Origin of the sequence: Enterobacter sp. LU1, from assembly GCF_008271405.2 — a bacterium.
Classification (GTDB): Bacteria; Pseudomonadota; Gammaproteobacteria; order Enterobacterales; family Enterobacteriaceae; genus Enterobacter; species Enterobacter hormaechei_C.
Genome location: NZ_CP043438.2, coordinates 2,765,572 through 2,791,724 on the forward strand (window position 1 = coordinate 2,765,572; position 26,153 = coordinate 2,791,724).

A 26,153-nucleotide genomic window follows, 5' to 3' on the forward strand; every position below is an offset into this window, starting at 1 on the left:
TTTAATCGGGTGAATAGTGGGTGAAATGAGGGGTTATTTGGGGGGTTACGTATGTACGTGGACAGAAAAAACCCCGCCGAAGCGGGGTTTGAGCGTAATCAGGCGATTAGCCTTGCAGCAGAGACAGAACCTGCTGAGGAACCTGGTTAGCTTTAGCCAACACGGAGTTACCGGCTTGCTGAATGATCTGCGCTTTAGACATATTTGACACTTCGGTCGCATAGTCGGCGTCCTGGATACGGGACTGCGCTTCAGACAGGTTGGTAGTGGTGTTGTTCAGGTTGGTTACGGCAGAGCTCAGACGGTTCTGTACCGCACCCAGAGAAGAACGGAATTTATCGATGGAGCTGATAGCGTCGTCCAAGGCTTTCAGTGGGTCAGTAGTGGCAGTAGTAGCAGTCTGAGCGTCAGTGGTGATCTTACCATTCGCATCTTTGTGCGCAACCTTGCCAGAACCATTGGTGATAGAGCCATCAGTCTGAACAAAATAAGTAGCTGTATTTGTGGTGGTTAATGCAGCGTTGTTATCAACATACACATCCGCAGCACCGCTTTTAACCGCACCGGCGTTGTCAACGGCATAGCCGGTAGATGTTGTATAACCTGCAGCAGCACCGCTCTGCAGTTTGTCAGCGCTGATAGAGGCATTAGCAACATCGATAGTACCAGCCGTACCGCCTGTCAGAGTCAGGGTTTCGCCAGATGCTGTGGTAATAGAAGAAGCAATCGCAGTACCACCGCCGTTAGCCTGCAGACCAGCCAGTGTTGCAACAGGTGGGGTACCCGCGCTGTTTTTGGTCAGGTTGCCGGTAGTATCCAGATACAGAGCAGCACCATCATCTTTAGCGGTTAAAGTACCGTCTTTAGCAATGATGACGTCTTGTTTAGTTGTACCGATAGTAACGGTAGCTGAGGTAGTGTCGCCCGCAGCTGGGTTCAGGTAGCTCAGAACCTGAGCAGAGGTAGCGCCTGTTACACCGAAAGTAAACTTGTCGTTTGCTTTATCGTAGGTGTAGGTATTTGCTGCTCCTGAGAGACCATCAGCAACAGTGCCAACACTGAGGACAGTGTCACCATTTGCCAGGCTACCTAATACATCTGCAGAAGATGCAGCTTTAAATCCTGCAGAACCTGTGTACGTATTACCAGCCAGGGTAAAGCCAGCAGCGGTCATATCGGCTGCAGTTGCAACTGCGTTGGCTACGCCACCTTTACCGTTAACGTTAAAGCCGGACAGTTTCAGAGTATTAGAGTCGATTTGTTTCAGGTCGATGGTGATGGTCTGGCCATCGTTCGCGCCAACCTGAATTTTCATGGAGCCGTCTTTTGCCAGCACGTTCACGCCGTTGAACTGGGTCTGACCGGATACGCGGTCAATTTCATCCAGACGGGATTTGATTTCGTCCTGGATAGAGTCCAGGTCAGACTGGGAGTTAGTACCAGTAGAGGACTGAACGGTCAGCTCACGGATACGCTGTAAGTTGTTGTTAATCTCAGACAGTGCGCCTTCAGTGGTCTGCGCAACGGAGATACCGTCGTTGGCGTTACGTGCAGCCTGGGTCAGACCTTTGATGTTAGAGGTGAAGCGGTTAGCAATCGCCTGGCCAGCAGCGTCATCTTTTGCGCTGTTGATACGCAGACCGGATGACAGACGCTCAATGGCAGTAGACATTGAAGACTGGTTCTTGTTGATGTTGTTCTGAGTGATCAGCGAGAGGCTGTTGGTATTAATGACTTGTGCCATGATTTCGTTTCCTGTTGTTCATCAAATCTGTGGATTAGATTTGGGTTTCCACCCTTCGGCTTCATCGCCGTCAAAGGTGTTATCGTCTGGTCCAAAACAACCTTTAGAATTTTTTTCAGGATCGCATCATTTTTTTTAGCCACAGAAATACTCTTCTCCAATAGCGTTATTCTCGCCATTAAAAATTTGAACCTAACCGTAAACTTTCCTGAGTTGAGGCCGATAACCACACTATTCGTTCTACGTGTCGTTACATTAAGGAATAAATATGGCAAGTATTTCTACGTTGGGAGTCGGCTCAGGTCTACAGTTAGGAGACATTCTGGATAGTCTTACCGCTGCACAGAAGGCTCAGTTAACGCCAATCACCAAACAGCAGTCTTCCTACACAGCAAAACTCAGCGCCTACGGCACGTTGAAAAGTGCACTGGAATCCTTCCAGACGGCAAATACTGCGTTAAGTAAAGCGGACCTCTTTACCGCGACCACCACGATTAGCAGCTCAACGGCGTTTAGCGCAACCACTACCGGCAGCGCAATCGCGGGTAAATACACCATTAGTGTGTCGCAGCTCGCTCAGGCCCAAACGCTGACTACGTCAAAAACTCAAAGCGACAGCAAAACGGCGATCGCAACCGCGGACAGCAAGATCACCATTCAGCAGGGCGGCGATAAAAAACCCGTCACTATTGATATCAGCGCAGCAAACTCGTCTCTGACAGGCATCCGCGACGCAATCAATAAAGCGGATGCAGGCGTTAGCGCCAGTATTATTAACGTTGGTAACGGTGAGTATCGTCTGTCCATTACCTCTAAAGAGACTGGCGAAGACAATGCGATGACCATCAGCGTCAGCGGCGATTCGGCGCTGCAATCTTTTATGGGTTACAACGGCACGAAAGGTGATGCCAGCAACGGCATGCTAGAAAGCGTTAACGCGCAAAACGCTAAACTAAAAGTCAACAACGTCGACATAGAAAACAGCAGTAACACCATCAGCGATGCGCTGGAAGACATCACGCTGAACCTGAATGATATTACGAGCGGCAACCAGACCTTAACCATCACCAACGACACCAGCAAAGCAACCAAAGCGATAAACGACTGGGTTACCGCTTATAACTCACTGCAAGACACCTTTAGCAGCCTGACAAAATATACAGCAGTGGATGCAGGCTCAGACGCTCAGAATACCAGCAACGGCGCGTTATTAGGCGACAGTACGCTACGCACTATTCAGACTCAGTTGAGAAGCGTGCTGAATAACCCTCACACCAGTTCCAATATCAAGACCCTTGCTCAAGCTGGCATCACTACCGACCCAAGCACCGGTAAACTGGAAGTGGATGATGACAAGCTTAGCGCGGCAATGAAAAACAGCGCGGCTGGTATCAAAGACCTGCTGATCGGTGACGGGAAAACATCCGGTATCACCACCACCGTTGGAACAAACCTCACAGGTTGGCTCTCCAGCACCGGCATCATTCAGGCTGCCAAAGATGGCGTCAGTAAAACCCTGAACAATTTAACTAAGCAATATAACGCGGCCAGCGAGCGTATCGACACCATGGTAGCGCGTTATAAAGAACAGTTTACGCAATTAGACGTCATGATGAACTCGCTGAACTCTACCAGCAGTTACCTGACGCAGCAGTTCGAAAATACGTCCAGCAACAAGTAGTAAACGCTAATCAGACCCGAGGGGGATAACATGTACGGCGCAAAAGGCACGCAAGCCTACGCAAAGATAGAAGTTGAAAGCGCGGTGATGAGCGCCAGCCAGCAGCAGCTGGTTATCATGCTATTTGATGGAGCCCTCAGCGCACTGGTACGGGCACGTCTGTTCCTTGCAGACGGTAATATACAGGCAAAAGGGCTGGCGCTCTCCAAAGCGATTAATATCATCGAAAATGGCCTGAAGGTCGGATTGGATGAAGAGAGTAAAGACGAGTTAACACAAAACCTGATCGCTCTCTATGCCTATATGGTTCGTCGCCTGCTTCAGGCCAACCTTCGCAATGATGCCAGTGCCATCGAAGAGGTGGAAAATTTACTGCGCAATATTGCGGATGGCTGGAAGGAGGCAGCAGGTATACCAACTCTTGTCCAGGACGCCGTCTAATGAGTAACGCACCGCAACTTTATGCCCTTTATCAGCAACTCCTTGAGCAGAGCCAGTTGATGTTGCGACTGGCCCGGCAGGGACTATGGGATGATCTGATCATCTGTGAAACCGACTATGTTAATGCGGTGCACTCACTGGCTCGTCTCACTCAGGAAAGTGAACCTTCGATGCAGATTCAGGAGCAGCTTCGCCCGACGCTGCGGGTGATCCTGGACAACGAAGGCCAGGTAAAAACGTTGCTGCAAGCCAGAATGGATGAACTGGCGAAGCTGGTTGGGCAATCCTCCATCCAGAAAACCGTTCTCTCCACCTACGGTAACCAGGGCGGTCATGTCCTGGTTCCACAAAGTAATAGCGATATTAATTAGCCATTTAACTGGCGTTCGAGCGTTAACCGTTTCGTTCGCCAGGCATTTCTGCCAAACCTGCTCCATACTTGAGTTTCGCGACCTCATGGAGATGGTGCATGCGCAACCCAACACTTTTACAATGTTTTCACTGGTACTACCCCACCGGCGGTGAACTGTGGCGAGAAGTCACGGCATTAGCCCCCAACCTGAACGAAATCGGCATCAATATGGTCTGGTTACCGCCGGCATACAAAGGGGCATCCGGCGGCTATTCCGTCGGGTATGACTCTTATGACCTTTTCGACCTCGGTGAGTTTGACCAGAAAGGCAGCGTCGCCACCAAATACGGCGATAAAGCCCAGCTGCTGGAGGCCATCAACGCCTTAAAAAGCAACCAGATTGCGGTGCTTCTGGACGTGGTGGTCAACCATAAAATGGGGGCCGATGAAAAGGAACCCGTCCGCGTGCAGCGTGTGGATGCTCAGGATCGCACCCAAATCAGCGATGAGATCATCGAATGCGAAGCCTGGACGCGTTACACCTTCCCCGTTCGGGCCGGGCAGTATTCGCAGTTCATCTGGGATTACAAATGCTTCAGCGGTATCGACCACATTGAAAACCCCAATGAGGACGGTATCTTCAAAATCGTGAACGACTACACCGGCGAAGGCTGGAACGATCAGGTCGACGACGAGATGGGCAATTTCGATTACCTGATGGGTGAAAATATCGATTTTCGCAACCATGCGGTGACGGAGGAGATCAAATACTGGGCGCGCTGGGTGATGGAGCAAACCCACTGCGACGGCTTCCGCCTGGACGCGGTAAAACACATCCCGGCCTGGTTCTATAAAGAGTGGATTGAGCACGTCCAGGAGGTGGCCCCGCAGCCGCTGTTTATTGTGGCGGAATACTGGTCTCACGAAGTGGATAAATTGCAGCACTACATCAATCAGGTGGACGGTAAAACCATGCTGTTTGATGCGCCACTGCAAATGAAATTTCACGAAGCCTCACGCCAGGGACGCGACTACGATATGAGCCAGATTTTCACCGGTACGCTGGTGGAAGCCGATCCGTTCCATGCCGTGACGCTGGTTGCCAACCACGATACCCAACCCTTGCAGGCGCTGGAAGCCCCGGTTGAAGCCTGGTTCAAACCGCTGGCCTACGCGCTCATCCTGCTGCGTGAAAACGGCGTGCCGAGCGTGTTCTACCCGGATCTTTTTGGCGCCAGCTATGACGACACCGGCGGGGATGGCGAGACGTATCACATCGATATGCCTGTGATTGAACAGCTCCACGAGCTGATCCTCGCCCGGCAGCGTTTTGCCCACGGCGTGCAGACGCTGTTTTTCGATCATCCAAACTGCATTGCGTTCAGCCGCAGCGGGACTGAGGAACACCCGGGCTGTGTTGTGGTGCTGTCGAATGGCGATGACGGCGAGAAGACGATCTGCCTCGGGGAGAATTACGGCAACAAGACCTGGCGTGATTTTTTAGGCAACCGCGAGGAAACCGTGACCACGGCGGCGGATGGCGAAGGGACGTTCTTCTGTAACGGGGGAAGCGTCAGCGTCTGGGTGATTGAGGACGCGCTGTAGTGCTGGGAAAGTGCGGCCTGATGCCCTCACCCCGACCCTCTCCCACAGGGAGAGGGAGCAAACCCTAAAAACGGCAATATGATTGCCGTTTTGCTTTTACCGCTACGGAAGCTTACTCTCCAGCGGATTCTTGCTCAGGTAATCTGCGCATTCCACTGTTGGACGGTCAACCTTGTACAGTTCCATACCGTCATACTCCAGCGCCGCCCCATCACGCTCCAGCGGATAGACATCCAGCTTACGCGTCACGTTGTAATAATCATCTGAACGCAGCATGATCTTACCCGGCACCGCGATAACGCGCTGCCACTGACGGCAATCCAGCGTATCCCCCTCTGGCGTCACCACCAGCGTGGCGATCGCTTCCGGGCTCACCATCGCGCTCTGCGGCCCTTTCGACTGCCAGTAACCTGCCAGTTGCGAAGGTACCGGGTGCTTAATCACTTCCTGATAGTTATCTACCTGAACACATCCCGCTAACGTCAGCATCGCAGCCACAATTGCTACTTTTTTCATCATCTTTCCTGCATGCGAAGAAAAAAATATTGTGGCATTAAAGCCATCAGGCTGCCAGCGTAAGATAGGTATTGATTAAACCTGCATCCCCATCACTTCCTGGTATGCCGACACCAGCTTGTTACGCACCTGCAACCCCATCTGCAATGACACCGACGCTTTTTGCAGATCGGCCATCACATCGTTGAGCGCCACGCCGGGTTCGCCAAGGGTAAATCTCTCAGCCTGGGTACGGGCCGCGTTTTGCTTGTCGCTGATCCGGTCCAGCGCCGCATGCAGTTGACCGGCGAAGCTAACGCCCGACGGCTGGTCAGCCACGCTCTGATTACGGGCGGTCATCGCCGTTGCCTGTAACTGACTGAGTACCCCTTCAATGCCCTGTATAGCCATGACTCTCCCCTGGATGGTTTTTTACGAGGTCAAGACTAACAGCTTGTCAATAAGATAATGGCGGTAAATAGCGTTAAAAAACCAGGTTATTTGACGCATAGAAAATCCCGAATCATCAAATAATGGCAGGGCCATCAGTATGGAACTTTTGTCGTGTTTGCCGACCCGGGAGTCAGTTTTGTTTCTCTACACGAATAACGTAAACCACCAGGATTTAAGAGGTGCGCAATGAGTGCGACAGCAGCATCGACAGCGCCACAGAATAAATCACTCGAGTGGATGAACCGCCTTCGCGCCAACCCTAAGATCCCGTTGATTGTGGCAGGCGCTGCCGCCATTGCGATCGTTGTCGCGATGGTCTTATGGGCAAAAAGCCCGGATTACCGCACGCTCTACAGCAACCTTTCTGACCAGGATGGCGGTGCCATCGTCACCCAGTTAACCCAGATGAACATCCCGTATCGCTTTGCCGATAACGGTGGTGCGCTTGAAGTACCGGCAGATAAAGTGCACGAGCTTCGCCTGCGTCTCGCCCAGCAGGGGCTGCCAAAAGGCGGCGCGGTTGGTTTTGAGCTGCTGGATCAGGAAAAATTCGGCATCAGTCAGTTCAGCGAGCAGGTTAACTATCAGCGCGCACTGGAAGGTGAGCTGGCCCGTACGATTGAAACCTTAGGCCCGGTGAAAAGTGCCCGCGTGCACCTGGCGATGCCTAAGCCGTCCCTGTTTGTCCGTGAACAAAAGTCCCCTTCGGCCTCTGTGACCGTTAACCTCGAACCTGGCCGTGCGCTGGATGAAGGGCAGATCAGCGCCGTCACGCACCTGGTCTCCAGTGCGGTGGCCGGCCTGCCGCCGGGTAACGTTACGCTGGTGGATCAGAGTGGTCATCTGCTGACGCAGTCCAACACCGCCGGGCGCGATCTCAATGACGCCCAGCTGAAATACGCCGCGGATGTGGAAGGCCGTCTCCAGCGTCGCATCGAAGCGATTCTGGGCCCGGTGGTCGGCAGCAGCAACGTACACGCGCAGGTCACCGCGCAGATTGATTTCTCGAATAAAGAACAGACCGAAGAGCAGTACGCTCCGAACGGGGATGCCTCCCGCGCCGTGTTACGCTCGCGTCAGATCAATGAGACGGAACAGGTCGGCGGACAGTATCCTGGCGGTGTGCCGGGCGCGCTCTCTAACCAGCCTGCGCCTGCCAACGCCGCGCCAATCTCCACCCCGCCGGCAAACCCGCAGAACGGTCAGCAAACGAATCAGCAGACGACCTCGACCGCGAACAGTACCGGCCCGCGTAACAGCAGCCGTAACGAAACGACCAACTACGAAGTCGACCGGACTATCCGCCATACCAAACTGAACACGGGCGATATTCAGCGTCTCTCTGTTGCCGTGGTGGTGAACTACAAAACGCTGCCGGACAGTAAACCGCTGCCGCTCACGGCGGAGCAGATGAAGCAGATCGAAGATTTAACCCGCGAAGCGATGGGCTTCTCTGAAAAACGTGGCGATACCCTCAACGTTGTGAACTCACCGTTCAACCCGGTGGATGAGACCGGTGGCGAACTGCCGTTCTGGCAACAGCAGGCGTTCTTCGATCAGCTGATGTCCGCAGGCCGCTGGCTGCTGGTGCTGATTGTCGCGTGGCTGCTGTGGCGTAAGGGCGTTCGTCCTCAGCTACAGCGCCGTGCTGAAGCCGAGAAAGCCGCGCTGGAACAGAAGAACGCGCGTCCGGACGAGGAAGAAGCGGTTGAAGTTCGTCTCAGCAAAGATGAACAGATGCAGCAGCGCCGTGCTAACCAGCGTATGGGCGCAGAGGTGATGAGCCAGCGCATTCGCGAAATGTCAGATAACGATCCGCGCGTCGTCGCGCTGGTCATCCGCGGTTGGATGGGTAACGAACATGAGTAATACGCTTACAGGCACCGATAAGAGCGTCATCCTGCTGATGACCATTGGCGAAGATCGCGCGGCGGAAGTGTTTAAACACCTCTCCCAGCGAGAAGTGCAGATCCTCAGCGCGGCGATGGCCAACGTGCGCCAGATCTCCAACAAGCAGCTGACAGAAGTGCTGGCGGAGTTTGAGCAGGAAGCCGAGCAGTTTGCCGCGCTCAACGTCAACGCCAACGAATACCTGCGCTCCGTGCTGGTTAAGGCGCTGGGCGAAGAGCGCGCCGCCAGCCTGCTGGAAGATATTCTCGAAACGCGCGACACCGCCAGCGGGATCGAAACGCTCAACTTTATGGAGCCGCAAAGCGCCGCCGATCTTATTCGCGACGAGCACCCGCAGATTATCGCCACCATTCTGGTCCACCTTAAACGGGGTCAGGCGGCCGATATTCTGGCGCTGTTTGACGAGCGCCTGCGCCACGACGTGATGCTGCGTATCGCCACCTTCGGCGGCGTCCAGCCAGCCGCGCTGGCGGAGCTGACCGAAGTGCTGAACAACCTGCTCGACGGCCAGAACCTCAAGCGCAGCAAAATGGGTGGCGTGAGAACGGCAGCGGAAATCATCAACCTGATGAAAACGCAGCAGGAAGAGGCGGTTATTACGGCGGTACGCGAGTTCGACGGCGAGCTGGCGCAGAAAATTATCGACGAGATGTTCCTGTTCGAAAACCTGGTCGAAGTGGACGATCGCAGCATCCAGCGCCTGCTCCAGGAGGTGGACTCCGAATCGCTGCTTATCGCCCTCAAAGGCGCCGAGCAGCCGCTGCGCGAGAAGTTCCTGCGCAACATGTCCCAGCGTGCGGCCGATATCCTGCGCGACGACCTGGCCAACCGTGGCCCGGTGCGTTTGTCTCAGGTGGAAAACGAACAGAAAGCGATCCTGCTTATTGTTCGTCGTCTGGCAGAAACCGGCGAGATGGTGATTGGCAGCGGAGACGACACCTATGTCTGATGAACTGTCGTGGAAGCGCTGGACGCCTGACGACCTCTCCCCTCCCACCGCAGAGTTCACCCCTGCCGTTGTGTCGTCCGACGAGGGCGACGCCGGGGCGGGCATCCTCGAGCTGAGTGAAGAGGAACAGCGCGCCCAGATGCTGGCCCAGATGCAAATGCAGGCGCACGAGCAGGGCTTCAACGCCGGGATGAACGAAGGCCGTCAGACCGGGCACGCACAGGGTTATCAGGAAGGGCTGGCGAAAGGTTTAGAGCAGGGCATCGAGCAGGCGCGCCAGCAGCAGGCGCCGCTGCATGCCCGCATGCAGCAGCTGGTGAGCGAGTTTCAGCACACGCTGGATGCGCTCGACAGCGTGATTGCCTCGCGCCTGATGCAGATGGCGCTGGAGGCGGCCCGTCAGGTGATCGGCCAGACGCCGGTAGTGGATAACGCCGCGCTGATTAAGCAGATCCAGGGGCTGCTCCAGCAGGAGCCGCTGTTCAGCGGCAAACCACAGCTGCGCGTTCATCCTGATGATTTGCAGCGCGTGGAAGAGAGCCTCGGCGCGACGCTGAGCCTGCACGGCTGGCGGCTGCGCGGCGATCCGTCGCTCCATCACGGAGGCTGTAAGGTCTCGGCGGATGAGGGCGATCTGGATGCCAGCGTCGCGACCCGCTGGCAGGAACTGTGCCGCCTGGCGGCACCGGGAGTCGTCTGATGACCGCTCGCCTTACGCGCTGGCTTAACACGCTCGATAATTTTGAAACGAAGATGGCGCAGCTGCCATCCGTTCGTCGTTATGGACGCCTGACGCGCGCCACCGGTCTGGTTCTGGAAGCCACGGGGCTGCAACTTCCGCTCGGCGCCACCTGCGTGATTGAGCGTCAGGACGGGGGGGAGACGCGTGAAGTGGAAAGCGAAGTGGTCGGGTTCAACGGTCAGCGCCTGTTTCTGATGCCCCTTGAAGAAGTGGAAGGGATTTTGCCCGGCGCCCGCGTCTACGCGAAAAACATCAGCGGTGACGGCCTGCAAAGCGGCAAACAGCTGCCGCTCGGTCCGGCGCTGCTGGGCCGCGTGCTGGACGGAAGCGGCAAACCGCTCGATGGCCTGCCCTCCCCTGATACCACCGAAACCGGCGCGCTGATCACCCAACCCTTCAACCCGCTGCAACGCACCCCAATCGAGCACGTACTGGATACCGGCGTGCGGCCGATTAACGCCCTGCTCACCGTGGGACGCGGCCAGCGTATGGGGCTGTTTGCCGGCTCCGGCGTGGGTAAATCGGTCCTGCTCGGCATGATGGCGCGTTATACCCAGGCGGACGTTATCGTGGTAGGCCTGATTGGTGAGCGTGGTCGCGAAGTCAAAGATTTCATCGAAAACATTCTGGGTGCGGAGGGCCGCGCCCGCTCGGTGGTGATCGCCGCGCCTGCGGACGTGTCGCCGCTACTGCGTATGCAGGGTGCCGCCTACGCCACGCGTATTGCGGAAGATTTCCGCGACCGGGGCCAGCACGTGCTGCTGATTATGGACTCCCTGACCCGCTACGCGATGGCGCAGCGTGAGATTGCGCTGGCCATCGGCGAGCCGCCCGCGACCAAAGGCTACCCGCCGTCGGTCTTCGCCAAGCTCCCGGCGTTGGTTGAGCGCGCGGGGAACGGCATCAGCGGCGGCGGCTCCATCACCGCGTTCTATACGGTACTGACCGAAGGCGATGACCAGCAGGACCCGATTGCCGACTCCGCGCGAGCGATCCTCGACGGCCATATCGTGCTGTCGCGCCGTCTGGCCGAAGCCGGGCACTATCCAGCAATTGATATTGAAGCCTCGATCAGCCGTGCGATGACGGCCTTGATCACCGAGCAACACTACGCCCGCGTGCGTAACTTCAAACAACTGCTCTCCAGCTTCCAGCGCAACCGCGATCTGGTAAGCGTCGGGGCGTACGCCAAAGGCAGCGACCCGATGCTCGATAAAGCGATTGCCCTGTGGCCGCAGCTGGAGGCATTTCTGCAACAGGGTATTTTTGAACGCGCCGACTGGGAAGATTCCCTCCAGGCACTGGAGCTGATTTTCCCGCAGGTGTAACACAGGTGGAGGGCGAAGGTCATGGCGCAGAACAGCGCGTTATCAACGCTGAAAGATCTGGCTGAAAAAGAAGTTGATGATGCCGCATTGCAGCTTGGCGCAATGCGACGCGGGTGCCAGCAGGCTGAAGAACAGTTGAAGATGTTAATCGACTATCAGCATGAATATCGCACCAACCTTAACACCGACATGGCGCAGGGCATTGGTAGCCAGCGCTGGATTAACTATCAGCAGTTTATCCAGACGCTGGAAAAGGCGATTGAGCAGCATCGCCAGCAGCTTAACCAGTGGACGCAAAAAGTCGATACCGCGCTGAATTTCTGGCGCGAGAAAAAACAGCGGTTGCAAGCCTGGCAAACCTTACAGGACCGGCAGATTGCAGCCTCGACCCTGGCGGAAAACCGTCTGGATCAGAAAAAAATGGATGAGTTTGCCCAGCGCGCATCAATGAGGAAACCAGAATGATCACACTGCAACAACTGCTGATGACCGACAGCGACCCGTCCGGCGGCACGCTGACCGGGAAAGGCGCTGAGGGCGCGCAAGATTTTCTCTCTCTGCTGGCGGGCGCGCTGACCGAGACCGCCGGCAAAGGCAAAGATGCCCCGCTGACGCTGGCGGATCTGAAAGCGGCGGGCAACAAGCTGTCGACAGCGGCAAAGGAAAAAAACGGTGATACCACGCTCCAGGCCAAAATCGCCGAACTGCTCTCCCGTCAGGAGACCCTGACTGGTGAAGATACCGCCGTCTCCCTGCAAAGCCTCGTCTCCGGCCTGAAACCCGCCGCGAATACGGATGCGCTGAAGGCGCTGACCCAGCCGGAGGCGAAAACAAACAGCGAGACCACGACTGAAGAAGAGGAGCTGGCCGGGTTAAGCGCGCTGATGGCGATGTTACCGCACCAGCAGACCACCATCCCGGTAGCGACGCAGCCTGCGAGCACCGGGGAGATCGCCCCCCGTGCCGCCCTCCCCTCTGCGCTAGCCCAGACGGACAACGGCCAGCATCAGCCGCTTAGCCATGCGTTAACGGGTCAGGAAAAAATGCCGGTTCAGGACAGCGACACATCGCTGCCCGCCACGGCAGCCGTTACGCCAGCCGTCGCCGCCGTCGCGGAGAAGCAGGACGTAGCGAGCGCGGCGTCGTCTGCCGCCAGCCCAACCGCGACGCTGGCCCCGATCGTCAGTCACCTGGCGCCTTCACAGCCTGCCGCTACCGTTGCGACAGCGCCGGTTTTAAGCCAGCCGCTGGGCACGCACGAATGGCAGCAGAATCTGAGCCAGCACATCACCCTGTTCACAAAGCAGGGACAGCAGACCGCAGAGCTGCGTCTGCACCCGGAGGATCTGGGTCAGGTGCAAATTTCGCTTAAGCTGGATGACAACCAGGCGCAGTTGCAGATGGTTTCGCCCCACAGCCACGTCCGCGCGGCGCTGGAAGCGGCCCTGCCGATCCTGCGCACGCAGCTTGCGGAAAACGGCATTCAGCTTTCCCAAAGCAGCGTCGGCAGCGAGGGCTTTGCCGGGCAACAGCAGTCCTCATCCGGGCAGCAACAGCACGCTTCGCGTTCCGGCCAGCATGGCGGGTTTAACGATGAGAGTGAAGAGTTATTGCCTGCCCCTGCCGCCCTGCAATCCGCCGCGCGCGGCAGCCGTGCCGTAGACATCTTTGCCTAAACGCCAGAGGTAACGTGATTATCCCCGTCTTTTCCACGCTTTGACCTAAGCCGGACACGGGATAATCACCGTATTAAGCTGTACCGAAACAGGAAGCTCGTATCAGATGACAGACTCCGCTATCACCAAAAAAAGCAAGCGTTCCATCTGGATCCCGCTGCTGGTGTTGATTACCCTCGCGGCCTGCGCCACCGCAGGCTACAGTTACTGGCGTATGCAGCAAGAACCCTCCAGCGCGGCCGCCAAAGCTGAAGCGCCGCCTCCACCGGCGCCGGTCTTCTACCCGCTGGATACGTTCACCGTGAACCTGGGCGATGCGGATCGCGTGCTTTACGTGGGTATTACGCTGCGTCTGAAAGATGAAGCGACCCGTGCACGTCTGAACGACTACCTGCCAGAAGTGCGTAGCCGTCTGCTGCTGCTGTTTTCTCGTCAGGATGCCTCAGCGCTCGCCACCGATGTGGGCAAGCAAAAGCTGGTCGATGCCATTAAACAGACGCTGGCGACCCCGCTGGTAAACGGCCAACCTAAGCAGGAAGTCACTGACGTTCTGTATACAGCCTTCATTCTGCGGTAACGACATGGGCGACAGTATTCTTTCTCAGGCAGAAATCGATGCGCTGCTCAACGGCGACAGCGATAAAAGTGACGAACCGAAACCGGGTCTGACCGGCGACGATAATATTCGTCCCTACGATCCCAATACCCAGCGTCGCGTGGTGCGCGAGCGTTTACAGGCGCTGGAGATCATCAACGAGCGTTTCGCACGTCAGTTCCGTATGGGGTTGTTTAACCTGCTGCGTCGTAGCCCGGATATCACCGTCGGTGCGATCCGCATTCAGCCGTATCATGAGTTTGCCCGCAACCTGCCGGTGCCAACCAACCTTAACCTGATCCATCTGAAACCGCTGCGCGGTACCGGCCTGGTTGTGTTCTCGCCAAGCCTGGTGTTCATCGCGGTGGATAACCTGTTCGGTGGCGATGGCCGTTTCCCGACCAAAGTGGAAGGCCGCGAGTTTACCCATACCGAACAGCGCGTGATTAACCGCATGCTGAAGCTGGCGCTGGAATCCTACAGTGACGCGTGGAAAGCGATTAACCCGCTGGAAGTGGAGTACGTGCGTTCCGAGATGCAGGTGAAGTTTACCAACATCACCACCTCCCCGAATGACATCGTCGTGAACACCCCGTTCCACGTCGAGATCGGCAACCTGACGGGCGAGTTCAACATCTGCCTGCCGTTCAGCATGATTGAACCGCTGCGCGAACTGCTGGTGAACCCGCCGCTGGAGAACTCACGTCACGAAGATCAGAACTGGCGTGAAAACCTGGTGCGTCAGGTGCAGCATTCGCAGCTGGAGCTGGTAGCCAACTTCGCCGACATCTCCATGCGGTTATCGCAGATCCTGAAATTACAACCCGGCGACGTTTTGCCGATAGATAAACCCGACCGCATTATTGCCCATGTGGATGGCGTACCCGTGCTGACAAGCCAGTACGGCACGATTAACGGCCAGTATGCGTTACGCGTTGAGCACTTGATCAACCCGATTTTGAATTCGCTGAATGAGGAACAGCCCAAATGAGTGACATGAACAATCCGTCCGATGAAAACAGCGGAGCACTGGACGATCTGTGGGCTGACGCGTTAAACGAGCAGAAAACGACGCCGACGAAAAGCGCGGCAGACGCGGTCTTTCAGCAGTTAGGCGGCGGCGACGTCAGCGGCACGTTGCAGGACATCGACCTGATTATGGACATTCCGGTCAAGCTGACCGTTGAGCTGGGTCGCACCCGCATGACCATTAAAGAGCTGCTGCGCCTGACGCAGGGTTCCGTGGTGGCGCTTGACGGTTTAGCGGGTGAGCCGCTGGATATTCTGATCAACGGCTACCTGATTGCACAGGGCGAAGTAGTGGTGGTGGCCGATAAATACGGCGTACGTATCACCGACATCATTACCCCTTCCGAACGCATGCGTCGTCTGAGTCGTTAAGTATGAAAACCCAGGCAACACTGTCCGCGCCCTCCGCCGTACCCGGCTCACCGCTGCTCCAGGTGAGCGGCGCGCTGTTCGGTATTATTGCCTTTATCCTTATCGCCGCCTGGCTGGCAAAGCGTTTCGGTCTGGCGGGGAAAACGGCCGGTACCCCCGGGTTGAAGGTCAGCGCCAGCACCCCGCTAGGACCGCGCGAGCGCGTGGTCATTGTGGAGGTGGAAGATGCACGACTGGTGCTGGGCGTGACCGCCTCCAGCATTAACGTCCTTCACACGCTCCCCCCTGCGCCTGTCACGGTGGAAGCTAACGCCCAGGCCCCTGCGGATTTCCAGTCCGTAATGAAGAGTTTGCTCAAGCGTCCCGGGAGATCCTGATGCGCCGTTTGTTATTCCTTACGCTGACAGGCCTGGGCCTGTTCGCGCCCTCTGTGTATGCGCAACTGCCGGGGCTGGTTTCCACGCCGCTGGCGAACGGGGGGCAAAGCTGGTCCCTGTCCGTGCAGACGCTGGTATTCATCACCTCGCTGACCTTTATCCCGGCGATCCTGCTAATGATGACCAGCTTCACCCGCATCATCATTGTGTTTGGCCTGCTACGCAACGCGCTCGGCACGCCGTCCGCGCCGCCCAATCAGGTACTGCTGGGTTTAGCCCTGTTCCTGACCTTTTTCATTATGTCGCCGGTGATCGACAAGATTTACACCGAGGCCTACCAGCCGTTCAGCGAAGATAAAATTTCCATGCAGGTTGCCCTGGAAAAGGGCGCGCAGCCATTACGTGAATTTATGCTTCGCCAGACGCGCGAAGCGGATCTGGCCCTGTTTGCCCGTCTCGCTAACACCGGTGAGTTACAGGGGCCGGAAGCGGTGCCGATGCGTATTCTGCTCCCGGCGTATGTGACCAGTGAGCTGAAAACGGCGTTCCAGATTGGCTTCACCATTTTCATTCCGTTCCTGATTATTGACCTGGTGATCGCCAGCGTCCTGATGGCGCTCGGGATGATGATGGTCCCGCCCGCAACCATTGCCTTGCCCTTTAAGATCATGCTGTTCGTGCTGGTCGACGGCTGGCAGCTGCTGGTCAGCTCGCTGGCGCAGAGTTTCTACAGTTGAGGAGCGCGCAATGACGCCTGAGTCGGTCATGATGATGGGCACGGAGGCGATGAAAGTCGCGATTGCCGTCGCCGCGCCCCTGCTGCTGGTTGCGCTGGTCACCGGTCTGATTATCAGTATTCTCCAGGCCGCCACGCAGATTAACGAAATGACCCTGTCGTTCATCCCGAAGATCATTGCCGTCTTCGTGGCGATTATCGTTGCCGGGCCATGGATGCTCAATTTGCTGCTGGACTATATGCGCAACCTGTTCACCAATCTGCCTTACATCATCGGCTGACGGACGATGCTGCATTTCACCAGCGATCAGTTTGTTCAGTGGCTCGGGATCTATTTCTGGCCGATGCTGCGCATCATGGCGCTGATCTCCACCGCCCCCATACTCAGTGAAAAGTCGGTGCCTAAACGCGTCAAAATTGGGCTGGGCATCGTTATCACGATTATCGTTGCCCCTACCCTACCAGCGGTGGATATCCCGATCTTTTCCCCGAATGCGATCTGGATTGCCCTGCAACAGGTGATGATTGGCGTGGCGGTCGGGTTTACGATGCAGCTCGCCTTCGCCGCGGTACGAACGGCGGGTGAACTTATCGGTTTGCAGATGGGCCTGTCTTTCGCGACGTTCGTTGACCCGGGCAGCCATCTGAATATGCCCGTGCTGGCGCGTATTATCGACCTGCTGGCGATGCTGTTGTTTCTCTCGTTCAACGGCCACCTGTGGCTCATCTCGATGCTGGTGGACACCTTCCACACGCTGCCGATTGGCGACAACCCGGTAAACAGCAACGCGTTTCTGGCGCTGGTGCGGGCTGCCGGGCTGATCTTCCTCAACGGGCTGATGCTGGCGCTGCCGATCATTACCCTGCTGCTCACCGTTAACCTCGCATTAGGTTTACTCAACCGAATGGCTCCGCAGCTGTCGGTATTCGTCATCGGCTTTCCGGTGACTTTGACGGTTGGCCTTTTATTAATGTCATTATTGATGCCACTTATAGCCCCCTTCTGCGAGCATTTATTCAGCGAGATATTCAATCTGTTAGCGGATATTGTCAGCGAACTTCCACGCAAATAATAACCCGCAGTGTTTGCAATGTCTTTCTGAGGATATTCCTAAAAATAATCTCGAAAAACATCTACCAGGATATATCTGACGCGGTTTAAATGTTTCTAACCACCTCACAATACTTAATATTTACTTTACTTTAAGATGATTCCTGGCAAATTATACGTAACTTTACGGGATAGTGAGTTCGCCTGAAAGTCTTTGTCATGCTCACAGGTTTTATTAGATTTTTTCCATCCCGTATGGCTGTTTATGAGCTCTCAGGCAGGTGGTGAATTATCGTTACGCATTGAGTGAGGGTATGCCATGTCAACGATCATTATGGATTTATGCAGCTACACCCGGCTAGGGTTAACCGGGTACTTAGCAAGCAGAGGGGTAAGAAAGAGAGACATCAACGATGCACACACCGTTGAAGAACTCGCAGCCGCTTGTGACGCCCACAAGCCCGGCGTGGTGTTTATTAATGAGGACTGTTTCATTCACGACCCCGCTAACAGTCAGCACATTAAGCAGATCATTAATCAGCATCCTAAGACCCTGTTTATTGTTTTTATGGCGATCGCCAATATTCATTTCGATGAGTATTTGTTGGTGCGTAAAAACTTATTAATCAGTTCGAAATCGATTAAACCAGAGTCGCTTGATGATATCCTGGGCGATTATTTGAATAAAGAAGTTAAGAATGTAGGGGCGGTTAACTTACCCACCCTATCATTAAGCAGAACTGAATCAAGTATGCTAAGAATGTGGATGGCTGGACAAGGGACAATTCAGATCTCAGACCAGATGAATATCAAGGCAAAAACAGTATCGTCACACAAAGGAAATATTAAAAGGAAAATTAAAACGCATAATAAGCAAGTCATATACCATGTCGTACGCCTGACAGATAATGTGACGAATGGGATTTTCGTTAATATGCGCTAATTTGCACGGCCATGTTGTACCCTACCTTGATCTCTGGCCTGGCCAGAGATTTTGCTTTTCAGTAGCCGGAGCCGGGGAGAAGATGCCCCCGACGCCGCCCTATTCCGCCGTTTCCACAAAGATCCCATCCGGGTGCCCCAGTTCGTTGAAGAACCAGATGCCGAGCGGGTAATCTTCCAGCGACACCAGATACATTGTGCCTTCATTAAACTCTTCTATAGCCAGCACCACGCCCGGGCGGCGCGGCCCACCGTCCGTTTTGACGGTTACCCGATCGTTGACCTTCATACATTCCTCCTGTGGTTTTGAGCCAGTGTAGAACAAATTGCATTGCCTGGCATCGCCACCTGGCGCGAATGGCGTTTTTGTGTGCGGTCTATACTTAACTGTTGAGACGATTAAATGAGGAACCCGCCATGAAGACCGACAAAGAGTACAGCGACACCATTAAGCGTGAGGTTGAAGTGGATGTCGATGCCCTGCTTGCCGCCATCAATGAAATCAGTGAGTCCGAAGTTCATCGCGCGGAGGATAATTCCGACCGTGTCGTGGTCAATGGTAGGGATTACCATACCTACCGTGAACTGGCTGAAGCATTCGAGCTGGATATCCATGACTTTAGCGTCTCGGAGACGAACCGCTGAGGCGAAAAAAATCCCGGTCATGGGGATGACCGGGATCAAACTTGCTTATGCAAGAAGCACTTGTAAATTCGTTACACCAGGAAATCTGATGCAGGTAAGACATTATCCCCAACGGAATAGTCTTACAAGCATATATTCTCTTAGCGAATATTATATTTTATACATGTGAATTTTGGTTATGAGTATAAACATGCGCCGCGTGTGGGTTTGTCGGGATCGTTTCCACTTCAACGGCGCGTCAATGCCTGTTTTTTTAAGATTTATCTTAGGTGAAATCATCACCCGGGAGACGTTATGCCTTCGTTTGAGGAGACTCTGCTTGTTTTTACCGACCTCGACGGCACGCTGTTGGATTTTCACACACTCGACTGGCAGCCTGCGGCCCCCTGGCTGGAAAAGTTAATGGATGAACAGGTACCGGTCATTCTGTGCAGCAGCAAAACCGCGTCCGAGATGGATGACATCCAGCAGGAGCTGGGGCTTGGCGGGTTGCCCTATATTGCGGAAAACGGCGCGGTGATCCAGCCTGACGTACGGTGGGAAAACGCCGCACGGTTCATCTCAGAAAAGAAGCATGACGATATCCGGCAGTGTATTGCCCGGGTACGCCAGGAGATGCATCTTAAATTCACCACCTTCGATGACGTGGATGAGCACGTGGTCGCCGAATGGACTGGGCTGAGTCGTCCCCGCTCAGTGCTTGCGCGTAAACACGAGGCTTCCGTGACGCTGATCTGGCGTGACAGTGATGAACAAATGGAACGCTTTGCCGTCGAACTCGCCCGGCAGGGGCTGAAGATCGTCCAGGGAGCACGCTTCTGGCATATCCTGGACACCTGCTGCGGCAAAGACGCGGCGGTTCACTGGCTTGTGGACCAGTATCGCCTGCACGAGGGTTCCGAACCGACGACGCTGGGCCTGGGCGACGGCCCGAATGATGCCCCACTGCTGGACAGCGTAGGCTTTGCCGTCGTGGTGAAAGGCTTCAACCGGGAGGGCGTCAGCCTTAAGAACAACGATCCCGCCCGGGTTTATCACACTCAGCACACCGGGCCGACCGGCTGGTGCGAGGGGCTTGATTACTTTTTGACGTGATCCTGCCAGATGACCCGGTTACGCCCGCGCTGTTTCGCCTCATACAGACGCGCATCGGCGGTGGATTGCAGATTTTCGAAGTGATAATTGCTCTTCTCCTGCGCGCCAGAGACGCCAAACGACGCACTTACGCGCAGGGTGGTACTTTTCTTAATCAGGATCTCTTTGCTGTCGATACGCTCGCGGATCTGCTCTGCGACTTCCGCCGCCTCTTCAAGCGTCATGCCCGGCAGCACCACACAGAACTCTTCGCCCCCGACGCGTCCGGCAATATCTTTAGTCCGGAGGGTGCTGGCAATCAGACCCGCGGCATGGGACAACACCTTATCACCCGCCTGATGCCCGAACCGATCATTGATGCTCTTGAAGCAATCAAGATCGATCTGAATGACCGAGAAAGGCAGCGACTGCTGTTCACACTGCTTCGCCAGCATTTTCGCCTGCTCGAACAGCGACCCACGATTATTCAGCCGGGTCAGAGGGTCGTGCCAGGCCTGCCATTGCAGCGAGTTCTGCATCGAATACATATTACTGACCATGCGCCGGATCACCAGCCATGAGATGAGCAGCATCGCGGTGAACAGCGCCCAAAGCAATGCCAGCACAATGCTGATGCTGCCGAAATCACCGCGCACCCCTTCATCCAGGGTGTGCACGCGCAGGACGATGCCATCAAAATGGTCGAGACGCTCCCAGCTGACAAAACGACTCCCCAGGCGAATGCCGCCTTCGGAATCCGATTCTATCGCGTGCGCTATCTGCGCTAATTCGCGCGCGTCAAAATGATTAACGTCCGCAGCAGGTGATTCAGACGTTGCAAGCTGAGTAAGCCGACTGTCATACAGTTGGTATTCCCCTTCCGGGTTATCGCCCACGGCTTCCACCAGCAGGCGACGCAGGGTGGCAAAGGTGAAATCCATCGCCACCACGCCATACCAGACGTGATTGTAATAAACCGGCACGCTGGCGGTAATCAGCGGCTTTTTGCCGACAAAGGTGGAAGGCGGCGAGATAAACCAGCGCACGGCACGCGCACGGTTTTCACGCTCGGACTGTTGGGTAAACCAGGGCTGAGTGACCAGATGGTAATAGCGCTGCACGATATCGCTGGAATTTCCCGGCGTATCCGTTTCCAGAAAGAATCCGGCGCGAGAGACATAAATCACGCGCTCTTCGTTGCGGGAAGGGCTGGATGCCAGACGCAGCAAATACCCCACTTCAAGCGCGGCGGACAGTTCATTATCAAGGTACTCATCATCACGGTTCAGAAGGGTCGTCTTTTCAACGAAGGCATCCGAAACACCGTTGATCGGTAACGTGCGCTGTTTATCAACCGCAATTTGCCAGCTGGGGGACGTGCGCAAATGCGCAAAACGCTTTACCGCATCATGCAGCACGCCAAACGCCAGCGGCGTTTCCAGCGCATCACGCATGCTGTGGCGAAAAAACAATATCTTATCGACGCTGAACTGAAGCTGTCTGTCCAGCGCACTGGCAACCGTTTCCAGATGGTTACGCTGGCTGGAGATATAAGCATCTTCCAGTACCACAACCTCGCGCCAGGTCAGGAGGGTGGAAAAGATCAGGACAACGATAAAACAGAAGTTAACAATCAAACGGGGATTGCTACGCTTATGCAGCCACTGCAAAAAAGATTGTTTTACAACAAAGGTATCGTGCTGCACACACACTCCCTGATTGTCGCTCACCATCCGATATGATAAGTCTTCTGCCAGTAAAAACGCCCGGCAAGGCCGGGCGTTGTGTGATTAAGCCTTGTCGCGTTTTTGCCTTTTATTAGCAGGCTGAAGCTCGTCTTCGCGAAAAGCCTCCCGCTTAATGCCGTATCCATCATGCCACCGACACTCCACCATTCCGCTGGAATACCCGGTGACGATCATACCTGGACCACCATTTTTGGGCTTAACTTCATCACTGATCAAAAAGACCATACCTGCCTCCTGTATCAGGGTGAAACGTTTTCAATTTAGACGAGGAATAGTCTTTTTGCATCCGGGGTCAGCAATAATTAATGCGATTTCCCGCGTACTTTTTCAACCAGCTTAACAACGGCTACCACAATCAGACCGACGATAAAGCCCAGTACGAGGTTAAGCAGTGTGGGCAGAATTGCAGCAACTACCGCTCCCTGGCCTGACGCAAAATGTTCAATCATGTGATGCAGCGAAGCAACACCGTGCACGATAATTCCGCCGCCGACCAGGAACATCGCCAGGGTTCCCACCACCGACAAGGTTTTCATCAGCCACGGCGCCAGCACCAGCAGGCTTTTCCCGATGCCGCGCGCTATTGCACTGGATTTTTTTTCCAGCCAGAAGCCGATATCGTCCAGCTTGACGATCAGCCCGACCAGGCCATAAACCCCTATCGTCACGAGGATCGCAATGCCGGACAGGATCAGCACCTGGTTCATCAGAGGGGCATCTGAGACGATCCCCAGCGTAATCGCCACAATCTCGGCTGAGAGGATGAAGTCCGTGCGGATCGCGCCTTTGACCTTATCGCGTTCAAACGTTTTTGGATCCTGTGCGGCCAGCGCTTCCAGACGCTGCTGGCGCATTTCCGGGGTGTCTTTCTCTTTGCGTGCAGCGAACATATGCAACACTTTTTCGGCACCCTCGAAGCACAGGAACGCCCCGCCAATCATCAGCAGGGGCGTAATGGCCCAGGGTATAAAGGCGCTAATCAGCAGCGCCAGCGGAACGAGGATCACCTTGTTAATAAAGGACCCTTTCGCAACGCCCCACACCACCGGCAACTCACGGTTCGCCCGCACGCCGCTGACCTGCTGCGCGTTAAGCGACAAATCATCTCCCAGTACCCCGGCGGTCTTTTTCGCCGCCAGTTTTCCCATAACCGAAATGTCATCCAGCAAGGTGGCGATGTCGTCCAGTAATGTTAATAAGCTACTTCCTGCCAAAATCTCTTTCCTTCTTTTTTTGCTAATTAAGTGAATAGTATGGAACAAAACTCACCGCCCGGAAACTGGCACCTCGCGTCAACAAAAATTTCACATCAACAACACAATTAAAGCACTCGCCAGGCTGATAGTTTTGGCGTTAACTATGAGCGAACTTTTTATTTCGTCGTGAGGGACTATGCGTTTCCGGCATTTATTACCGCTCATTGGAGCACTCTTTTCCCTGTATATCATCTGGGGGTCCACCTATTTTGTCATTCGTATAGGCGTGGAAAGCTGGCCCCCGCTGATGATGGCCGGTATTCGTTTCCTTACGGCCGGCGTGCTGCTGATGGCGTTTTTATTGCTGCGCGGCCACAGACTACCGCCGCGGCGTCCCCTGCTTAACGCCGCCCTGATTGGCCTGCTGCTGCTGGCGGTGGGCAATGGCGCGGTAACCGTCGCCGAACACCAGAACGTGCCGTCGGGCATCGCCGCAGTGGTCGTCGCAACCGTGCCGCTGTTTACGCTCTGCTTTAGTCGCCTCTTCGGGATCCGCACCCGTAAGCTCGAATGGCTGGGCATCGCGATTGGGCTTGTGGGTATCATCCTGCTGAACAGCGGCGGTAACCTGAGCGGGAACCCCTGGGCTGCCGTTCTGATCATGATCGGCTCCATGAGCTGGGGCTTCGGCTCGGTCTACGGTTCACGCATCGAGCTGCCCTCCGGGATGATGGCAGGTGCGATTGAGATGCTCGCGGCGGGCATTGTGCTGCTGATGGCCTCCGCGTTGACGGGTGAAAAACTGACGGCGATGCCAGACCTTTCAGGTTTCCTGGCCGTCGGGTATCTGGCGCTGTTTGGCTCGATTATCGCCATCAACGCCTATATGTACCTGATTCGCAACGTCTCACCGGCGGTTGCCACCAGCTACGCCTACGTTAACCCGGTGGTTGCCGTGCTGCTGGGTACCGGTTTTGCGGGCGAAGTGCTGTCGACGATTGAATGGCTGGCGCTGGGTGTGATTGTCTTTGCCGTGGTACTGGTCACGCTGGGTAAATATTTGCTGCCCGCGAAACCGATTGTCACGAGGTGTGAGGTGGAGAAACCGTGATCGGGTGAATGCCCTGGGTATCGATCTGCGCGGCCTGACCGCCGCCGCAGATCCACTCTTCCAGCCGCTCCGTCAGTTCCACGTCATTCAGCTTCATTCTTCCGCGCAGCGCGCACTCCCAGACAATCAGCACCCGCCAGCCCTGAGCGTAAAGCTGCGAAACATCGCGTTTATCACGCTCGACGTTCCTGCCAATCTTCTCCAGCCAGAAGTCGGTGCGTGTCGCCGGGACTTTAAACAGATAGCAGTCGTGATGATGCCAGAAACAGCCGTGGGTAAAGATGATGCACTGGTACGCGTCGATGACGAAATCAGGACGCCCGGCAAGCGTGGCATCCTGAACCCTGAATTCAAACCCGGCGGCGGTCAGAAGGCCCGCGATCCGTTTTTCAATCGCGGTATCACGCGTGCCGATGGCACGCATGTTTTTACTGCGCGTGGCCTTATTGTGAACGTCCGCCATTGACGGCCTCGCTCTGACGAAGCTGAACGGCCTTGCTGATGCGTGAGGCCAGCAGTTTAGCTACCGCGGCAAAGGCTGGCACCACCACCGAGTTGCCAAACTGACGATAGGCCTGGGTATCCGACACCGGGATGCGAAAACTGTAGCCCTGCGGCGTCTCAAAGCCCATTAAGCGGGCGCACTCGCGCGGCGTTAAGCGCCGCGGTCGGTGCTGTTGGTTCTGGGGATCGTCAAAATCTTTTTCGCCCAGCGCCTTATCCCAGCCGCGATCGATAAGAATTTCCGCACCATCTTTGTAATAGCGCGCCGACAGCGTACGCGTCACGCTGTCAGGATTAAGCGGATTGACCATGCCAAACCCAAAGCCATTGCCTTTGGCCTGATGCTTTTTGGCATAGCGATAGAGGTATTTCCACAGCACCGGGGTCAGAATGAATTTCGCATCGACGGCGGGCTCCAGCAGATCGGCCACCGTCGGGCGGCGCGCCGGATACAGCGAGGGCAAATCACGCAGCGTAAAATCGCCTTTCAGATTGAGATCGCGGCGGAAGCCCACCAGCACGATGCGTTCGCGGTGCTGCGGCAGGAAGTGTTTGCCGTCGATAATTTTCGGATCGTCCGGCCCCATGTCCTCTGCATCCGCCACGTCATAACCCAGTTCATCCAGCGTTTGCATGATAATGCGGAAGGTTTTGCCGCCGTCATGACTCTTTAAATTCTTGACGTTCTCCAGGACAAAAATTGCCGGGCGGCGGGCATCAATGATCCGGGCAACATCAAAGAACAGTGTGCCCTGCGTATCGCAGGCAAAGCCGTGTGCGCGTCCCAGCGCGTTCTTCTTCGACACGCCTGCCAGCGAGAACGGCTGACACGGAAAGCCCGCCAGCAGCACATCGTGCGCCGGAATGGTATTGCGAATGTGTTCGGCGGCCTCTTCATCGCTGACGCCGGTTTTGTGGCTCAGCGTGACATCCCGAATATCCGCGTTGAACTGGTGCGCGTCGGGATCGCAATACCAGTTGGCTTTATAGGTACGGACGGCATGTTTGTTCCATTCACTGGTGAATACACACTGCCCGCCAATAGCTTCAAAGCCATGGCGAATGCCGCCGATACCGGCAAAGAGATCGATAAAGCGAAAGGCATAATTTGGATGCGCAGCAGGAGGACGCGGCAGCAAATTTTGCAGATAGCGGAACTCACCGTCGCTCAGGCGGTGCCCTGCCCTGTCGCTTATCAGCAGCCGCTTGAGTATCGCCGGGCTCCAGTGGCTCTCGCCATGGGCCACCAGCTGGTTTGCCAGCGTTTTAGCATCATACATTTCCAGCAGCTGACGCAGGAGTGCCTGCACGGCTGCCGTTGATTTCTCAACCCGCTCAGGCGCGGGCACAGTCACTGATCGATTTTCCTGCATTCTCTTAACCGGACAATAAAGAC

General features: G+C 55.6%; 30 protein-coding genes. 21 read left to right on the top strand and 9 right to left on the bottom strand.

The features are described from left to right. Positions 1-106 precede the first annotated feature (106 nt). Positions 107-1,744 (bottom strand): FliC/FljB family flagellin, encoded by a 1,638-nt coding sequence (locus FZF21_RS13315; RefSeq protein WP_040117810.1) that lies wholly within the window; start codon positions 1,742-1,744, stop codon positions 107-109. Between the two features lie 268 nt (positions 1,745-2,012). Here FZF21_RS13315 and fliD point away from each other — a divergent pair, with 268 nt between their 5' ends. The 4 genes from fliD (at position 2,013) to amyA (ending at position 5,823) form a co-directional block, all read left to right on the top strand. After that, positions 2,013-3,425 carry a flagellar filament capping protein FliD gene (fliD, locus tag FZF21_RS13320; protein WP_006811146.1) on the top strand — a complete coding sequence of 471 codons (1,413 nt, stop codon included), beginning with the start codon at positions 2,013-2,015 and terminating at the stop codon, positions 3,423-3,425. A gap of 30 nt (positions 3,426-3,455) precedes the next feature. Further along, positions 3,456-3,866: a flagellar export chaperone FliS gene (gene fliS / locus FZF21_RS13325; RefSeq protein WP_006811147.1), complete on the top strand. Its 411-nt coding sequence runs from the start codon at positions 3,456-3,458 to the stop codon at positions 3,864-3,866. After that, positions 3,866-4,237 (top strand): flagella biosynthesis regulatory protein FliT, encoded by a 372-nt coding sequence (gene fliT / locus FZF21_RS13330; protein WP_006811148.1) that lies wholly within the window; start codon positions 3,866-3,868, stop codon positions 4,235-4,237. Before fliS ends, fliT begins: the two co-directional genes overlap by 1 nt. A gap of 98 nt (positions 4,238-4,335) precedes the next feature. Further along, positions 4,336-5,823, top strand: a complete 1,488-nt coding sequence (gene amyA / locus FZF21_RS13335; RefSeq protein WP_003859614.1) for an alpha-amylase — start codon at positions 4,336-4,338, stop codon at positions 5,821-5,823. Positions 5,824-5,925: 102 nt separating this feature from the next. On the opposite strand, the gene yedD is transcribed toward amyA, so the two are convergent. Together yedD and fliE are read right to left on the bottom strand one after the other, a co-directional pair. After that, positions 5,926-6,339 carry a lipoprotein YedD gene (yedD, locus tag FZF21_RS13340; protein WP_003859613.1) on the bottom strand — a complete coding sequence of 138 codons (414 nt, stop codon included), beginning with the start codon at positions 6,337-6,339 and terminating at the stop codon, positions 5,926-5,928. A 75-nt stretch (positions 6,340-6,414) separates the two neighbouring features. Next, entirely contained in the window at positions 6,415-6,729 is a 315-nt protein-coding gene (fliE, locus tag FZF21_RS13345) for a flagellar hook-basal body complex protein FliE (RefSeq protein ID WP_149121299.1), read from the bottom strand. Positions 6,730-6,957: 228 nt separating this feature from the next. Here fliE and fliF point away from each other — a divergent pair, with 228 nt between their 5' ends. The 14 genes from fliF to rcsA all read left to right on the top strand — a co-directional run bounded on the left by fliF (position 6,958) and on the right by rcsA (position 18,480). Then, entirely contained in the window at positions 6,958-8,640 is a 1,683-nt protein-coding gene (gene fliF, locus FZF21_RS13350) for a flagellar basal-body MS-ring/collar protein FliF (protein WP_023303922.1), read from the top strand. After that, complete coding sequence (gene fliG / locus FZF21_RS13355; protein WP_003859608.1) at positions 8,633-9,631, top strand: flagellar motor switch protein FliG; 999 nt, start codon at positions 8,633-8,635, stop codon at positions 9,629-9,631. Before fliF ends, fliG begins: the two co-directional genes overlap by 8 nt. Further along, positions 9,624-10,331: a flagellar assembly protein FliH gene (gene fliH, locus FZF21_RS13360; RefSeq protein WP_032671688.1), complete on the top strand. Its 708-nt coding sequence runs from the start codon at positions 9,624-9,626 to the stop codon at positions 10,329-10,331. The genes fliG and fliH overlap by 8 nt, the downstream gene beginning before the upstream one ends. Next, entirely contained in the window at positions 10,331-11,701 is a 1,371-nt protein-coding gene (gene fliI, locus FZF21_RS13365) for a flagellar protein export ATPase FliI (RefSeq protein WP_017693144.1), read from the top strand. Before fliH ends, fliI begins: the two co-directional genes overlap by 1 nt. A 21-nt stretch (positions 11,702-11,722) precedes the next feature. Continuing rightward, positions 11,723-12,166 carry a flagellar export protein FliJ gene (fliJ, locus tag FZF21_RS13370; RefSeq protein ID WP_017383343.1) on the top strand — a complete coding sequence of 148 codons (444 nt, stop codon included), beginning with the start codon at positions 11,723-11,725 and terminating at the stop codon, positions 12,164-12,166. Next, a complete protein-coding gene (gene fliK / locus FZF21_RS13375) occupies positions 12,163-13,377 on the top strand; it encodes a flagellar hook length control protein FliK (protein WP_149121298.1) in 1,215 nt (404 codons plus the stop codon). The genes fliJ and fliK overlap by 4 nt, the downstream gene beginning before the upstream one ends. Before the next feature lie 106 nt (positions 13,378-13,483). Next, entirely contained in the window at positions 13,484-13,954 is a 471-nt protein-coding gene (gene fliL, locus FZF21_RS13380) for a flagellar basal body-associated protein FliL (protein WP_003859598.1), read from the top strand. A 4-nt stretch (positions 13,955-13,958) separates the two neighbouring features. Continuing rightward, positions 13,959-14,963 (top strand): flagellar motor switch protein FliM, encoded by a 1,005-nt coding sequence (fliM, locus tag FZF21_RS13385; protein ID WP_003859594.1) that lies wholly within the window; start codon positions 13,959-13,961, stop codon positions 14,961-14,963. Further along, positions 14,960-15,373, top strand: a complete 414-nt coding sequence (fliN, locus tag FZF21_RS13390) for a flagellar motor switch protein FliN (RefSeq protein ID WP_003859592.1) — start codon at positions 14,960-14,962, stop codon at positions 15,371-15,373. The genes fliM and fliN overlap by 4 nt, the downstream gene beginning before the upstream one ends. 2 nt (positions 15,374-15,375) lie before the next feature. Beyond that, positions 15,376-15,750, top strand: a complete 375-nt coding sequence (gene fliO / locus FZF21_RS13395; RefSeq protein WP_149121297.1) for a flagellar biosynthetic protein FliO — start codon at positions 15,376-15,378, stop codon at positions 15,748-15,750. Further along, positions 15,750-16,487, top strand: a complete 738-nt coding sequence (gene fliP / locus FZF21_RS13400; protein WP_015572437.1) for a flagellar type III secretion system pore protein FliP — start codon at positions 15,750-15,752, stop codon at positions 16,485-16,487. The genes fliO and fliP overlap by 1 nt, the downstream gene beginning before the upstream one ends. 10 nt (positions 16,488-16,497) lie before the next feature. Next, positions 16,498-16,767, top strand: coding sequence for a flagellar biosynthesis protein FliQ (fliQ, locus tag FZF21_RS13405; RefSeq protein WP_003859587.1), 270 nt, complete (start codon positions 16,498-16,500; stop codon positions 16,765-16,767). Between the two features lie 6 nt (positions 16,768-16,773). After that, a complete protein-coding gene (gene fliR, locus FZF21_RS13410; RefSeq protein WP_017383341.1) occupies positions 16,774-17,559 on the top strand; it encodes a flagellar biosynthetic protein FliR in 786 nt (261 codons plus the stop codon). 297 nt (positions 17,560-17,856) lie between these two features. Next, complete coding sequence (rcsA, locus tag FZF21_RS13415; protein ID WP_017383340.1) at positions 17,857-18,480, top strand: transcriptional regulator RcsA; 624 nt, start codon at positions 17,857-17,859, stop codon at positions 18,478-18,480. A gap of 99 nt (positions 18,481-18,579) precedes the next feature. Here rcsA and dsrB read toward each other — a convergent pair whose 3' ends face one another. Next, positions 18,580-18,768 carry a protein DsrB gene (dsrB, locus tag FZF21_RS13420; protein WP_003859583.1) on the bottom strand — a complete coding sequence of 63 codons (189 nt, stop codon included), beginning with the start codon at positions 18,766-18,768 and terminating at the stop codon, positions 18,580-18,582. A 128-nt stretch (positions 18,769-18,896) separates the two neighbouring features. Between dsrB and yodD the strand changes: the two genes are divergently transcribed. Next, on the top strand, positions 18,897-19,124 hold the full coding sequence (gene yodD / locus FZF21_RS13425) for a YodD family peroxide/acid resistance protein (protein WP_017383339.1): 228 nt from the start codon (positions 18,897-18,899) through the stop codon (positions 19,122-19,124). Positions 19,125-19,418: 294 nt separating this feature from the next. Continuing rightward, positions 19,419-20,219 (top strand): mannosyl-3-phosphoglycerate phosphatase-related protein, encoded by an 801-nt coding sequence (locus tag FZF21_RS13430; RefSeq protein WP_063946273.1) that lies wholly within the window; start codon positions 19,419-19,421, stop codon positions 20,217-20,219. Here the strand turns inward: FZF21_RS13430 and dgcQ are convergent. The 3 genes from dgcQ to FZF21_RS13445 all read right to left on the bottom strand — a co-directional run bounded on the left by dgcQ (position 20,204) and on the right by FZF21_RS13445 (position 23,160). Continuing rightward, positions 20,204-21,904, bottom strand: coding sequence for a cellulose biosynthesis regulator diguanylate cyclase DgcQ (dgcQ, locus tag FZF21_RS13435; RefSeq protein ID WP_149121296.1), 1,701 nt, complete (start codon positions 21,902-21,904; stop codon positions 20,204-20,206). The two genes, FZF21_RS13430 and dgcQ, sit on opposite strands and share 16 nt — an antisense overlap. An 84-nt stretch (positions 21,905-21,988) precedes the next feature. Next, positions 21,989-22,171, bottom strand: coding sequence for a DUF2158 domain-containing protein (locus FZF21_RS13440; RefSeq protein ID WP_003859574.1), 183 nt, complete (start codon positions 22,169-22,171; stop codon positions 21,989-21,991). A 77-nt stretch (positions 22,172-22,248) separates the two neighbouring features. Continuing rightward, a complete protein-coding gene (locus tag FZF21_RS13445; protein WP_017383336.1) occupies positions 22,249-23,160 on the bottom strand; it encodes a DUF808 domain-containing protein in 912 nt (303 codons plus the stop codon). 178 nt (positions 23,161-23,338) lie between these two features. Here FZF21_RS13445 and yedA point away from each other — a divergent pair, with 178 nt between their 5' ends. Then, entirely contained in the window at positions 23,339-24,253 is a 915-nt protein-coding gene (gene yedA / locus FZF21_RS13450) for a drug/metabolite exporter YedA (RefSeq protein WP_149121295.1), read from the top strand. Here yedA and FZF21_RS13455 read toward each other — a convergent pair. Both FZF21_RS13455 and FZF21_RS13460 read right to left on the bottom strand, forming a co-directional pair. Next, the gene (locus FZF21_RS13455) at positions 24,225-24,716 is read right to left on the bottom strand and encodes a very short patch repair endonuclease (protein ID WP_017383335.1); all 492 of its coding nucleotides are present in this window, start codon (positions 24,714-24,716) and stop codon (positions 24,225-24,227) included. The genes yedA and FZF21_RS13455 overlap by 29 nt on opposite strands. Beyond that, positions 24,697-26,130 (bottom strand): DNA cytosine methyltransferase, encoded by a 1,434-nt coding sequence (locus FZF21_RS13460; RefSeq protein WP_094058366.1) that lies wholly within the window; start codon positions 26,128-26,130, stop codon positions 24,697-24,699. The genes FZF21_RS13455 and FZF21_RS13460 overlap by 20 nt, the downstream gene beginning before the upstream one ends. Positions 26,131-26,153 lie beyond the last annotated feature (23 nt).